The organism is Antarcticibacterium sp. 1MA-6-2 (assembly GCF_021535135.1).
Taxonomy (GTDB): domain Bacteria; phylum Bacteroidota; class Bacteroidia; order Flavobacteriales; family Flavobacteriaceae; genus Gillisia.
The window spans coordinates 2,315,536-2,328,409 of record NZ_CP091036.1 but is presented as its reverse complement, the minus strand read 5'-3'; the positions used below and the strand labels follow the sequence as shown (position 1 = coordinate 2,328,409).

15 protein-coding genes and 8 pseudogenes are annotated in these 12,874 nt (G+C 38.5%); all 23 read left to right on the top strand.

Annotated elements, in window-relative coordinates; genetic code table 11:
- The first annotated feature begins 5 nt into the window (after positions 1-5).
- A pseudogene (fusA, locus tag LZ575_RS11890) lies at positions 6-2,113 on the top strand (elongation factor G).
- Positions 2,114-2,123: 10 nt separating this feature from the next.
- Positions 2,124-2,429, top strand: a complete 306-nt coding sequence (gene rpsJ / locus LZ575_RS11885; protein WP_010230113.1) for a 30S ribosomal protein S10 — start codon at positions 2,124-2,126, stop codon at positions 2,427-2,429.
- Positions 2,430-2,687: 258 nt separating this feature from the next.
- Positions 2,688-3,301: pseudogene (rplC, locus tag LZ575_RS11880) on the top strand (50S ribosomal protein L3).
- The gene (rplD, locus tag LZ575_RS11875; RefSeq protein WP_235324806.1) at positions 3,301-3,930 is read left to right on the top strand and encodes a 50S ribosomal protein L4; all 630 of its coding nucleotides are present in this window, start codon (positions 3,301-3,303) and stop codon (positions 3,928-3,930) included. Before rplC ends, rplD begins: the two are co-directional and overlap by 1 nt.
- Positions 3,931-3,935: 5 nt before the next feature.
- Positions 3,936-4,226 carry a 50S ribosomal protein L23 gene (rplW, locus tag LZ575_RS11870; protein WP_146836868.1) on the top strand — a complete coding sequence of 97 codons (291 nt, stop codon included), beginning with the start codon at positions 3,936-3,938 and terminating at the stop codon, positions 4,224-4,226.
- Positions 4,227-4,235: 9 nt separating this feature from the next.
- Positions 4,236-5,065 (top strand): annotated as a pseudogene (rplB, locus tag LZ575_RS11865) (50S ribosomal protein L2).
- Positions 5,066-5,071: 6 nt separating this feature from the next.
- Complete coding sequence (gene rpsS, locus LZ575_RS11860; protein ID WP_235324805.1) at positions 5,072-5,350, top strand: 30S ribosomal protein S19; 279 nt, start codon at positions 5,072-5,074, stop codon at positions 5,348-5,350.
- 8 nt (positions 5,351-5,358) lie between these two features.
- Entirely contained in the window at positions 5,359-5,766 is a 408-nt protein-coding gene (rplV, locus tag LZ575_RS11855; RefSeq protein WP_235324804.1) for a 50S ribosomal protein L22, read from the top strand.
- Between the two features lie 8 nt (positions 5,767-5,774).
- Positions 5,775-6,506 (top strand): 30S ribosomal protein S3, encoded by a 732-nt coding sequence (gene rpsC, locus LZ575_RS11850; RefSeq protein ID WP_235324803.1) that lies wholly within the window; start codon positions 5,775-5,777, stop codon positions 6,504-6,506.
- A gap of 19 nt (positions 6,507-6,525) precedes the next feature.
- Positions 6,526-6,945 carry a 50S ribosomal protein L16 gene (rplP, locus tag LZ575_RS11845; RefSeq protein ID WP_235324802.1) on the top strand — a complete coding sequence of 140 codons (420 nt, stop codon included), beginning with the start codon at positions 6,526-6,528 and terminating at the stop codon, positions 6,943-6,945.
- 11 nt (positions 6,946-6,956) lie between these two features.
- The gene (gene rpmC, locus LZ575_RS11840; RefSeq protein WP_235324801.1) at positions 6,957-7,148 is read left to right on the top strand and encodes a 50S ribosomal protein L29; all 192 of its coding nucleotides are present in this window, start codon (positions 6,957-6,959) and stop codon (positions 7,146-7,148) included.
- 18 nt (positions 7,149-7,166) lie between these two features.
- On the top strand, positions 7,167-7,424 hold the full coding sequence (gene rpsQ / locus LZ575_RS11835) for a 30S ribosomal protein S17 (protein WP_073085362.1): 258 nt from the start codon (positions 7,167-7,169) through the stop codon (positions 7,422-7,424).
- On the top strand, positions 7,424-7,792 hold the full coding sequence (gene rplN / locus LZ575_RS11830) for a 50S ribosomal protein L14 (RefSeq protein ID WP_235324800.1): 369 nt from the start codon (positions 7,424-7,426) through the stop codon (positions 7,790-7,792). The genes rpsQ and rplN overlap by 1 nt, the downstream gene beginning before the upstream one ends.
- 12 nt (positions 7,793-7,804) lie before the next feature.
- A pseudogene (gene rplX / locus LZ575_RS11825) lies at positions 7,805-8,118 on the top strand (50S ribosomal protein L24).
- A 2-nt stretch (positions 8,119-8,120) separates the two neighbouring features.
- Positions 8,121-8,672, top strand: coding sequence for a 50S ribosomal protein L5 (gene rplE, locus LZ575_RS11820; RefSeq protein ID WP_235324799.1), 552 nt, complete (start codon positions 8,121-8,123; stop codon positions 8,670-8,672).
- Positions 8,673-8,674: 2 nt separating this feature from the next.
- Positions 8,675-8,943, top strand: a pseudogene (gene rpsN / locus LZ575_RS11815) (30S ribosomal protein S14).
- Between the two features lie 62 nt (positions 8,944-9,005).
- Positions 9,006-9,405, top strand: a pseudogene (rpsH, locus tag LZ575_RS11810) (30S ribosomal protein S8).
- Positions 9,406-9,423: 18 nt separating this feature from the next.
- On the top strand, positions 9,424-9,966 hold the full coding sequence (rplF, locus tag LZ575_RS11805) for a 50S ribosomal protein L6 (protein WP_235324798.1): 543 nt from the start codon (positions 9,424-9,426) through the stop codon (positions 9,964-9,966).
- A 12-nt stretch (positions 9,967-9,978) separates the two neighbouring features.
- A complete protein-coding gene (gene rplR, locus LZ575_RS11800; protein ID WP_235324797.1) occupies positions 9,979-10,335 on the top strand; it encodes a 50S ribosomal protein L18 in 357 nt (118 codons plus the stop codon).
- 7 nt (positions 10,336-10,342) lie between these two features.
- Positions 10,343-10,869 (top strand): annotated as a pseudogene (rpsE, locus tag LZ575_RS11795) (30S ribosomal protein S5).
- An 11-nt stretch (positions 10,870-10,880) separates the two neighbouring features.
- The gene (gene rpmD / locus LZ575_RS11790; protein WP_235324796.1) at positions 10,881-11,063 is read left to right on the top strand and encodes a 50S ribosomal protein L30; all 183 of its coding nucleotides are present in this window, start codon (positions 10,881-10,883) and stop codon (positions 11,061-11,063) included.
- Positions 11,064-11,071: 8 nt separating this feature from the next.
- Positions 11,072-11,524 carry a 50S ribosomal protein L15 gene (rplO, locus tag LZ575_RS11785; RefSeq protein WP_235324795.1) on the top strand — a complete coding sequence of 151 codons (453 nt, stop codon included), beginning with the start codon at positions 11,072-11,074 and terminating at the stop codon, positions 11,522-11,524.
- A gap of 10 nt (positions 11,525-11,534) precedes the next feature.
- A pseudogene (gene secY / locus LZ575_RS11780) lies at positions 11,535-12,873 on the top strand (preprotein translocase subunit SecY).
- Position 12,874 lies beyond the last annotated feature (1 nt).

The window sequence follows — 12,874 nt, the reverse complement described above, 5'->3', positions numbered from 1 at the left end:
AAAAAATGGCACAAAGAGATTTAAAATTTACAAGAAATATAGGTATTGCTGCGCATATTGATGCTTAGTAAGACTACTACAACAGAGCGTATCCTTTTCTATACCGGGATAAGTCATAAAATTGGGGAGGTACATGATGGTGCTGCAACAATGGACTGGATGGAGCAAGAGCAGGAGCGTGGTATTACAATTACCTCTGCAGCGACTCATTGTAAGTGGAATTACCGCGACCAGGAATTTACCGTAAATATAATTGATACTCCTGGTCACGTTGATTTTACTGTTGAAGTAGAGCGTTCATTACGTGTGCTTGATGGTATGGTTGCTCTTTTCAGTGCAGTTGATGGTGTTGAGCCACAATCTGAAACTGTTTGGAGACAGGCGGATAAGTATAGAGTACCACGTTTAGGTTTTGTGAACAAAATGGACCGTCAGGGAGCAGATTTCTTTAACGTGTGTAAGCAGGTAAGAGAAATGCTAGGTGGTAACCCGGTTCCGCTTCAGGTGCCAATTGGTGATGAAGTAGATTTTAAAGGTGTGGTTGATCTTATTGCTAAGAAAGCTATTATCTGGAATGAGGATGATTACGGGATGACTTACGAGACCATTGATATTCCGCAGGAATTAATGGAGGATGTAAATAAATATAGAGCTGAACTTGTAGAGGCAGTTGCCGAGTATGACGAAGCTCTTATGGAAAAGTTCTTTGAAGATGAAGACTCTATTACAGAAGATGAAATTATTGCTGCGCTTAGAGCTGCAACAATAGATATGTCTATTATTCCTATGATGTGTGGTTCTTCATTTAAAAACAAAGGAGTTCAGGCGATGCTGGATGCAGTAATGCGTTATCTTCCTTCTCCTGTAGATGTTGAAGCTATTGTAGGTATTAATCCTGATACTGAGCAGGAAGAAAAGAGAAAACCAAATGTAGACTCTCCTTTTTCATCCCTTGCTTTTAAAATTGCTACAGATCCATTCGTTGGTCGTTTAGCTTTCTTTAGGGTTTATTCGGGTTCTCTTGATGCAGGTTCTTATGTATTGAATACACGTTCAGGTAAAAAGGAGCGTATTTCACGTATATATCAAATGCATGCTAACAAGCAGGAGCCAATTAATAAAATTGAAGCAGGAGATATTGGAGCAGCTGTTGGTTTTAAAGATATTAAGACTGGAGATACTCTTACAGATGAGAAACATCCTATAGTTCTTGAATCTATGTCTTTCCCTACACTTAATTGGTATCGCGGTAGAACCTAAGACAAAGGCAGACGTGGATAAGATGGGTATGGCTTTAGCAAAACTTGCTGAAGAGGATCCAACTTTCCAGGTGAAGACAGATGAAGCTTCAGGTCAAACAATTATTTCAGGAATGGGTGAGCTTCACCTTGAGATTCTTGTAGATCGTTTAAAAAGAGAATTTAAAGTTGAGGTGAACGAAGGTCAGCCTCAGGTTGAATATAAAGAAACAATTACTAAAGATGCAGATCACAGAGAGGTTTACAAAAAACAATCGGGTGGTCGTGGTAAGTTTGGTGATATCATCTTTAAGATGTCTCCGGCTGATGAGGACTTTAAAGGTCCGGGACTTCAGTTTGTAGACTCTGTAAAAGGTGGTCGTATTCCCAAAGAATTTATTCCTTCAGTAGAAAAAGGATTTAAAGAAGCCATGAAGAGTGGTCCTTTAGCAGGATTCAAAATGGATACTTTGAAAGTGGAATTACTGGATGGATCTTTCCACCCGGTGGATTCTGATCAGCTTTCATTCGAATTGGCAGCTAAAATGGGATATAAAGTAGCGGCTAAAAAAGCCGGAGCTGTAATCCTTGAGCCAATTATGAAAGTTGAAGTGGTAACTCCTGAAGAAAACATGGGTGATATCGTTGGAGATTTAAACAGAAGAAGAGGACAGGTTAATAACATGTCTGACAGATCTGGAGCTAAAGTTATTAAAGCTGAAGTGCCACTTTCTGAAATGTTTGGATACGTAACAACTTTAAGAACACTTTCTTCTGGTCGTGCAACTTCTACAATGGAATTTTCTCACTATGCTGAAACACCTTCAAATATTTCTGAGCAGGTTATAAAAGCAGCAAAGGGTACAAACGATTAATAATAGGGACATGAGTCAAAAAATAAGAATAAAATTAAAATCCTACGATCACAACCTGGTAGACAAATCTGCAGAGAAGATCGTTAAGACCGTAAAAACTACGGGAGCTGTAGTAACGGGGCCAATCCCGCTTCCTACTCATAAGAAGATCTTTACTGTATTACGTTCTCCTCACGTTAATAAAAAGGCGAGAGAGCAATTTCAATTAAGCTCGTACAAAAGATTACTGGATATTTACAGTTCATCTTCAAAGACGATCGATGCTTTAATGAAACTTGAGCTTCCAAGCGGGGTAGAAGTAGAGATTAAGGTGTGATAATTCAAGTCATCCTGAATTTATTTCAGAATCTAATTAAGTTAGAAGCTGAATCAGGTTTAGCTTGACGAAAAGGAAACCGCGCTTTCCATAACATGTCCCGAGCAGTTGTCGAGGGAAAAACGGAGAAAAAATACATTCAGGATTGGAAGTATTTTTCAATCCTGAATTTTTATAAAGAAATTTTTCCTCTAACCCTGGTGGGGAAAAAATTGAGAAACAATCAGGGAAATAAAAAATAATTAATAACAAATAATTATGTCTGGGTTAATAGGTAAAAAAATAGGCATGACCAGCATCTTTGACGAGAACGGGAAAAATATTCCCTGTACCGTTATTCAAGCAGGTCCATGTGTAATTACCCAAGTCAGAACCAATGAGGTTGACGGGTATGAAGCGCTTCAACTTGGTTTCGATGACAAAAAGACTGCTAATAAGGCTGCCGAGGGGCACGCTAAAAAAGCCGGAGCTGCAGCAATGCGCAAAGTCGTTGAATTCAAGGGATTTGAAGGAGAACACAAATTAGGTGATAGCATCACTGTAGATCATTTTATTGAGGGTGAATTCGTAGATATCGCCTAGTATCAGTAAAGGTAAAGGTTTTCAGGGTGTTGTTAAAAGACACGGTTTTGGTGGTGTAGGTCAAGCTACTCACGGACAACATAACAGATTAAGAGCCCCAGGTTCTATTGGTGCTGCATCTTATCCTGCAAGAGTTTTCAAGGGAATGAGAATGGCTTAGTCGTATGGGTGGAGAGAGAGTGAAAGTAGAAAACCTAAGAGTTGTAAAAGTAGTAGCAGATAAGAATCTACTTGTTGTAAAGGGATGTGTTCCCGGTCACAAAAACTCATATGTAATCATTGAGAAATAATGGAAGTAGCAGTTTTAGATATTAAAGGAAAAGAAACAGGAAGAAAGGCTAACCTTTCTGATGCTGTTTTCGCAATAGAGCCTAATAACCATGCGGTATATCTTGATGTTAAGCAATATCTGGCAAACCAACGCCAGGGAACGCATAAAGCAAAAGAACGTGCAGAGATTGCAGGTAGTACCCGTAAGATCAAAAAACAAAAAGGTACTGGTACAGCTCGTGCCGGATCTATAAAGTCTCCTGTCTTTAAAGGTGGTGGACGTGTTTTTGGTCCAAGGCCAAGAAACTACGGTTTTAAATTGAATAAAAACCTTAAGAGACTGGCAAGAAAATCTGCTCTATCTCTTAAAGCAAATGACAAGTCAATTATAGTAGTAGAGGATTTTCAATTTGATGCTCCAAAAACAAAGAATTTTATCGATGTTTTAAAAGGATTAGGAATTGAGAATAAAAAATCTCTTATAGTGTTGGGTGACACGAATAAAAACGTATATTTGTCGTCACGCAATTTAAAGGGCTCTGAGGTTGTAAGTAGTTCAGAATTAAGCACTTACAAGATATTAAACGCAAATAATATTGTGTTTATGGAGGGGTCATTAGAAGGAATTGAGTCGAATTTAAGTAAATAAGTGCTATGAGTATCTTGATAAAACCTATTATTACAGAAAAAGCAACGGCAGATAGCGAGTTAAACAACCGTTATGCGTTTGTTGTTAATAATAAGGCGAATAAGATTGAAATCAAGGGGGCTGTAGAGTCTGCTTATGGTGTTTCAGTTACTAAAGTTCGCACAGTTAATGTCCGTCCAGATCGTAAAACCCGTTTTACTAAAACAGGAGTGATCACTGGTAAAACAAGTGCTTTTAAGAAAGCATATGTACAGGTGGCGGAAGGTGAAACTATTGATTTATACAGTAATCTTTAAGATTAAAAAATGTCAGTTAGAAAATTAAAACCAATCACACCTGGTCAGCGTTTTAGAGTAGTTAATGGATTTGACGCCATTACTACTGATAAGCCGGAGAAAAGCCTTTTGGCGCCGATCAAAAAGTCAGGTGGTAGAAACAGTCAGGGAAAAATGACCATACGCTATAAAGGTGGTGGTCACAAAAAACGTTACAGAATTATAGATTTTAAGCGTGACAAGCACGGGATTCCGGCTACTGTTGCGTCTATAGAATATGATCCTAACAGAACGGCTTTTATCGCATTATTGAATTATCAGGATGGCGAGAAAAGATATGTTGTTGCTCAAAATGGATTACAGGTAGGGCAAAATATAGTATCTGATGCTGAAGCTGCGGCTCCGGAAATTGGAAATGCTATGCCTTTAAGCAGTATCCCCTTGGGAACTGTAATTTCCTGTATAGAACTTCGCCCCGGGCAGGGAGCTGTTATGGCTCGTAGTGCGGGAGCATTTGCTCAATTAGTGGCAAGAGAAGGTAAATACGCTACAGTTAAATTGCCTTCAGGTGAAATAAGAAGAATTCTTGTTACCTGTATAGCTACTATTGGAGCTGTTTCCAACAGTGACCACCAGCTTATTGTATCTGGTAAAGCAGGTAGAAGCAGATGGTTGGGTAGAAGACCAAGAACAAGACTTAGGTAGCTATGAACCCTGTCGATCACCCAATGGGTGGTGGTGAAGGTAGAGCTTCTGGAGGTCACCCACGTTCAAGAAAAGGTTTACCTGCAAAAGGTTTCAGAACCAGATCTAAGACGAAAGCGAGTAATAAATATATTGTAGAACGTAGAAAGAAATAATAAGATATGGCACGTTCATTAAAAAAAGGACCTTTCGTTCATTATAAATTAGACAAGAAGATTTCCGATAACGTTGAATCTGGAAAAAAAGCGGTTATTAAGACCTGGTCAAGGGCTTCTATGATCACTCCGGATTTTGTGGGGCAAACTATTGCTGTGCACAACGGGAAACAATTCGTACCTGTTTATATTACAGAGAACATGGTAGGTCACAAGTTAGGAGAATTTTCACCTACAAGATCTTTTAGAGGTCACGCAGGTGCAAAAAATAAAGGTAAAAGATAATTGAAGCTATGGGAGTTCGTAAAAGAGAAAAAGCAGAGCAAACAAAAGAAGCTAAAAAACAAATAGCTTTTGCAAAACTGAATAACTGCCCTACTTCGCCAAGAAAAATGCGCTTAGTTGCAGATTTAGTTCGTGGTGAAAAAGTAGAAAGAGCGCTTCATATATTGAAATTTAGCTCTAAAGATGCTTCACGCAAATTGGAAAAGTTATTGCTTTCTGCAATTGCAAACTGGCAGGCTAAGAATGAAGATGCCAGTATCGAAGATGCTGAATTGTTTGTTAGTGAGATCCGTGTAGACGGAGGTAGCATGTTAAAGAGATTGCGTCCTGCACCACAGGGTCGCGCACACAGAATAAGAAAACGTTCCAACCACGTTACATTGGTTTTAGGAGCAAACAATAATACACAAAGCTAAGTAAGAGTATGGGACAGAAAACAAATCCAATCGGGAATCGCCTTGGTATCATTAGAGGATGGGAGTCCAACTGGTACGGAGGAAATGACTACGGTGATAAACTTGCCGAAGACGATAAGATTAGAAAATACATCCATGCTCGTTTATCTAAAGCGAGTGTATCCAGGGTAATTATTGAGCGTACCCTTAAACTTATAACCGTTACTATCACCACTGCCCGTCCCGGTATCATTATTGGGAAAGGTGGACAGGAGGTAGATAAGTTAAAAGAAGAGCTTAAAAAAATTACCGATAAGGAAGTTCAAATCAACATCTTTGAAATTAAAAGACCTGAACTTGATGCTCACCTGGTAGCTAGCAGTGTTGCAAGACAAATAGAGAATCGTATCTCTTACCGTCGTGCAATAAAGATGGCTATTGCGGCTGCAATGAGGATGAATGCTGAAGGAATAAAAATTCAGATTTCAGGAAGGTTGAATGGGGCAGAAATGGCTCGTTCTGAAGGTTACAAAGATGGAAGAATTCCCTTGTCAACTTTTAGAGCCGATATTGATTATGCTTTAGTTGAGGCCCATACTACTTATGGTAGACTTGGTGTTAAAGTGTGGATCATGAAAGGTGAGGTTTATGGTAAGAGAGAGCTTTCCCCGCTTGTTGGTATGGCCAAGAAGCAAGGAGGAGCGGCAAAATCTGATAGACCAGCACGAGGTGGAAATAACAAAGCACGTCGTAGAAAGTAATTTTTTAAAGTAAAGAAAAATGTTACAGCCTAAAAGAACAAAATATCGCAAGATGCAAAAAGGCCGTATGAAAGGTGTTTCTCAAAGAGGACACAGACTTTCAAACGGTACCTTCGGGATCAAATCTTTGGACTCGGAATTCCTTACTGCACGTCAAATAGAAGCCGCACGTATTGCTGCTACCCGTTATATGAAGAGGGAAGGTTCATTATGGATTAAAATATTTCCAGATAAGCCTATTACAAAAAAGCCTCTTGAAGTACGTATGGGTAAAGGTAAAGGTGCCGTGGAATATTGGGCAGCAGTTGTAAAACCGGGAAGGATCCTTTTTGAAATAGGAGGAGTTCCTTATGATGTTGCAAAAGAGGCATTACGTCTTGCAGCCCAGAAGCTTCCGGTTAAAACTAAGTTTATTGTAGCTAGAGATTATCAAGCTTAATTAGAGAAGTTATGAAACAATCAGAAGTAAGAGAATTATCTGTAGCAGAATTGCAGGAAAAACTTGGTGAGACCAGGAAAGCATACGCAGATTTAAAAATGGCTCACGCAGTATCGCCATTAGAGAACCCAATACAGCTTAGAGCCGTAAGAAGATCTATAGCGAGACTTGCTACAGAGTTAAACAAAAGAGAACAACAATAAGTGTTATTCTGCTGAAAGATGGAAAAAAGAAATTTAAGAAAAGAACGTATAGGTGTAGTAACCAGTAACAAAATGCAGAAATCTATTGTAGTTTCTGAAGTTAAAAAGGTAAAGCACCCCATGTATGGAAAATTCGTATTAAAAACGAAGAAATATGTGGCACACGACGAGACAAATGACTGCAACATTGGAGATACAGTAAAAATAATGGAGACTCGTCCATTGAGTAAATCTAAATGTTGGAGATTAGTAGAAATAATTGAAAGAGCAAAATAATGGTACAACAAGAGTCTAGATTAAGAGTAGCAGACAATACCGGAGCCAAAGAAGTTTTGGCTATTAGAGTATTGGGCGGTACAAATAGGAGATACGCTTCTGTTGGGGACAAAATAGTTGTCAGTGTAAAAGAAGCTACACCCAATGGAAACATTAAGAAGGGTGCAGTTTCTACAGCAGTCGTAGTTCGTACCAAAAAAGAAGTACGTCGACCAGACGGATCGTATATCCGTTTTGATGACAATGCTTGTGTTCTTTTGAATCCGGCTGGTGAAATGCGCGGTACCCGTGTATTTGGACCAGTGGCCAGAGAACTTCGTGATAAGCAATTCATGAAGATTGTATCATTAGCACCAGAAGTGCTTTAATACATTAAAATGATGACAAAGCTTAAAATAAAAACCGGAGATACTGTAAGAGTTATGGCTTAAGTGATCACAAAGGTCAGGAAGGGAAAGTTCAAAAGATTCTTCGTGATAAGAATAAAGCAATTGTGGAAGGTGTAAATACAGTTTCTAAACATGAGAAACCCAGTGCATCTAATCCTCAGGGAGGTATAGTAAAAAAGGAAGCTCCAATTCACATTTCTAATTTATCTCTTGTAGATAAAAAAGGTGATTCTACCCGTGTAGGTTATAAAACTGAAGACGGTAAGAAAGTGAGATTTTCCAAAAAATCCAATGAAGTAATTTAGTTATGGCATACGTACCAAGACTTAAACAAGAGTATAAAGAGAGAGTGATCTCTGCTCTTACAGAAGAATTCAGTTACTCCAATGTAATGCAGGTGCCAAAACTTGAAAAAATAGTTTTGAGCCGTGGTGTTGGAGCCGCTGTTGCAGACAAGAAACTTATTGATCATGCAGTAGATGAATTAACTGCTATCACTGGTCAAAAAGCCGTATCCACCATTTCTAAAAAGGATGTTGCGTCTTTTAAACTTCGTAAAGGGATGCCTATTGGGGCAAAAGTTACTTTACGCGGAGAAAGAATGTATGAGTTCCTTGACCGTTTAATTACATCAGCTCTTCCAAGGGTTCGTGATTTTAATGGTATTAAAGCAACCGGATTTGACGGTAGAGGTAATTACAATTTAGGTGTTACCGAACAAATTATATTTCCTGAGATCGATATCGATAAGGTAAATAGAATTAATGGTATGGATATTACCTTCGTTACTACTGCAAGTACAGATAAGGAAGCGAAATCATTATTAACGGAACTAGGTTTACCATTTAAAAAGAATTAATTATGGCTAAAGAATCAATGAAAGCCCGTGAGGTGAAGAGGCAGGAGTTAGTAAAAAAATATGCTGAGAAGCGTAAGGCTCTTAAGGAGGCTGGCGACTATGAAGCTTTACAAAAACTTCCAAAGAATTCTTCTCCAGTACGTTTACACAATCGTTGTAAGTTAACCGTAGACCACGAGGATATATGAGACAATTTGGTCTTTCCCGTGTAACATTCAGGGAAATGGCTAATCAGGGTTTAATACCTGGTATTAAGAAAGCTAGTTGGTAATTAAGATTTAACAGGAGGAAGGTTTCAAAATGATGAAAAACCACTTCCGCAAATAAAAACAAATGACTACAGATCCTATTGCAGATTATTTAACAAGAATTAGAAATGCGGTGGCTGCAAACCACAGAGTGGTTGAAATACCTGCTTCTAATGTTAAAAAGGAGATCACAAAAATATTATTCGATCAGGGATATATTCTTAGCTACAAATTTGAAGACAATACCGCTCAGGGTACTATCAAAATAGCTCTTAAGTATGATAAACTTACTAAGGAGCTGTAATAAAGAAAATCCAACGAATAAGTAAACCTGGTTTGCGAAAGTATGCTTAAGTGCTAATGAACTACCTCGTATTTTGAACGGTCTTGGTGTGGCTATCGTTTCTACTTCTCACGGAGTAATGACAGGAAAGCAAGCCAGAGCAGAGAAAGTTGGTGGTGAGGTTTTATGCTACGTTTACTAATACATAAAGACTTAAGAAATGTCAAGAATAGGTAAAAATCCAATCACGATTCCAGAAGGCGTCACAGTTGACGTAAAGGATGGAATGGTGACTGTAAAAGGAAAATTAGGAGAATTAACTCAGGAATTTAGTGACATCGACATTAAAATTGAAGATGGAATTATTACTTTTGAGCGATTTTCTGATAAGAAGGACCAAAAAGCTAAACACGGGTTATATCGTGCATTAGTGAATAATATGATCGAGGGAGTGTCTAAAGGCTGGACAAAACAGCTGGAATTAGTAGGTGTAGGTTATCGTGCATCAAACCAGGGAAACAAATTAGATCTGGCTATAGGATATTCTCACAATATTGTTTTTGAACTAGCGCCGGAAGTTACAGTAGAAACAGTTTCAGATAAAGGAAAAAATCCTATCGTGAAATTGACTTCTTACGACAAGCAACTTGTTGGCCAGGTAGCATCTAAAATTCGTTCCTTCCGTGCTCCAGAGCCTTACAAAGGAAAAGGAATTAAGTTCGTTGGAGAGCAATTAAGAAGAAAAGCAGGTAAATCAGCTTAATAGAATTTAGATATGGCAGTTTCAAAGACAGATAGACGAAATAAGATAAAGAAGAGAATCCGTAAGGATATTACTGGTACTCAAAGTAGACCAAGATTGGCAGTTTTCCGAAGCAATAAAGAAATTTATGCTCAGATAGTTGACGATGTTGAGGGAAAAACTTTGGTAGCAGCTTCTTCAAGAGATAAAGATGTAACATCAGCCGAAGGTAGCAAAATTGAAAAAGCTGCACTGGTTGGTAAAGCTCTTGCTGAAAAAGCAAAACAAGCCGGAATAGAAACTATTTCTTTTGACAGAGGTGGGTATTTATATCACGGAAGAGTTAAATCATTGGCAGATGGTGCCCGTGAAGGAGGACTAAAATTCTAAATAAGATATGTATCAAGATTATAAAAATGTAGAACTTGTAAAACTAGGTAGGTCTTGAATTGAAGGATCGTCTGGTTGGTGTACAACGTGTTACAAAAGTTACAAAAGGTGGTAGAGCATTCGGTTTTTCTGCAATTGTTGTTGTAGGGGATGAAAACGGTGTTGTTGGCCAGGGACTAGGTAAATCTAAAGAAGTTGCAGATGCGATAGCAAAAGCTGTTGAAGATGCAAAAAAGAATTTAGTTAGAATTCCTTTAAATAAAGGAACACTTCCTCACGAGCAAAAAGGTAAATACGGTGGAGCCAGAGTATTATTGTTACCTGCAGCAACAGGTACAGGTATTATTGCTTAGTGGTGCAATTCGTGCCGTACTGGAGTCTGTAGGAGTGCATGATGTACTTTCTAAGAACCAGGGATCTTCAAATCCACATAACGTTGTAAAGGCAACTTTTGATGCTTTACTTCAATTGAGAAGTGCACAAACTGTAGCTAAACAACGTGGTGTAACACTGGACAAAGTTTTTAAAGGATAATACAGGATAAGATGGGAAAAATAAAAGTTACATTGGTTAAGAGCGCTATAAAGCGTCCTAAAAATCAAAAGCTTAATTTAGAGGCCCTTGGTCTTAGGAAAATGAACCAGGTTGTTGAGCACGAGAATACGCCCAATGTACTTGGAATGGTAAACAAAGTTAAACACTTAGTCTCTGTAGAGGAGACCAAATAATATAGCACATGGATTTAAGTAACTTAAAACCTGCGAAGGGTTCAGTTCAAAGTAACAGTAAGCGTGTAGGTAGGGGAGAAGGATCTGGAAAAGGTGGAACTTCTACCCGTGGACACAAAGGGGCAAAATCCCGTTCTGGTTACTCTAAGAAAATTGGATTTGAAGGTGGTCAAATGCCACTTCAACGTAGGGTGCCTAAGTTTGGCTTTAACAACATCAACCGTAAACAATATCAGGGTATTAATCTGGATACGCTTCAGTCTCTTGTAGACGAAGGCAGGATTACTGATACTGTAGATATGAAAGTATTGGTTGAAAATGGTCTGGCTAACAAAAATGAGCTGGTAAAGATATTAGGTAGAGGAGAATTGAAAGCAAAGTTGAAAATATCTGTTCATAAATTTACTGCCTCAGCAAAGGAAGCTATTGAAGCAGCCGGAGGTGAAGTTGTTACTTTATAATAGATAAACGATGAAATTTATCAATACTATTAAGAATATCTGGAAAATTGAGGAGCTAAAGAACCGCATCCTGGTTACTTTGGGACTTCTATTGGTGTACCGTTTTGGTGCGCAGGTAGTATTGCCCGGAGTTGATGCCTCACAGCTTGCAAATTTAGCTAATCAAACAGATGGAGGTCTTCTAGGTCTTCTTAATGCTTTTACCGGAGGTGCGTTTTCTAACGCCTCGGTTTTTGCGTTGGGTATTATGCCCTATATTTCTGCTTCTATTGTAGTGCAATTAATGGGGATAGCAGTTCCTTATTTGCAGAAGCTACAAAAAGAAGGAGAGAGTGGAAGAAGAAAGATCAATCAAATAACACGCTGGTTGACTATTGCCATTACTCTGGTACAGGGACCGGGATATATTTATAACCTGTTTGCTACTTTGCCTCCTAGCGCTTTTATGTTAGGTGATACCGTTACATTTGTTGCCTCTTCAGTAATTATTTTAACTACAGGGACAATATTTGCAATGTGGTTGGGTGAAAAGATTACCGATAAAGGTATTGGAAATGGTATCTCTTTATTGATTATGGTGGGTATTATTGCCACTTTGCCACAAGCCTTTATTCAGGAATATATTTCCAGGGTATTTGAATCAAATGGTGGTTTAATCCTGATCTTAATTGAATTGGTAATTTGGTTTGCTATTATTCTTGCATCTGTAATGTTAGTTATGGCAGTACGTCAAATACCTGTACAGTATGCCCGAAGAACGGCTTCTGGTGGTTATGAAAAGAATGTGTTTGGTTCAAGACAGTATATACCTCTTAAATTAAATGCATCTGGTGTAATGCCAATCATATTTGCCCAGGCGATAATGTTTATACTTAGCTGCCGTTGCAGGTCTTTCTGATGGGGAGACTTCGCAGGGAATTGCAGCTGCGTTTAGTGATATATTTGGATTTTGGTATAACCTTGTTTTTGCTTTATTAATTATTGTATTTACATATTTCTATACAGCGATTACAGTACCAACTAACAAAATGGCAGATGATCTTAAGCGAAGTGGCGGGTTTATTCCCGGTATTCGCCCAGGTTCAGAAACTTCTGAATATCTGGACAGGATCATGTCACAAATTACCCTTCCGGGTTCAATTTTCCTTGCTCTTATAGCAGTGTTCCCTGCTATAGTAGTTCAACTGCTGGGTGTACAGGCAGGATGGGCGTTGTTCTTTGGAGGTACTTCCCTATTAATTATGGTAGGGGTTGCGATTGATACTATGCAACAGGTCAATTCTTATTTGTTGAACAGGCATTATGATGGTTTGATGAAAACCGGAAAAAATAGAAAAGCAGTAGCATAAC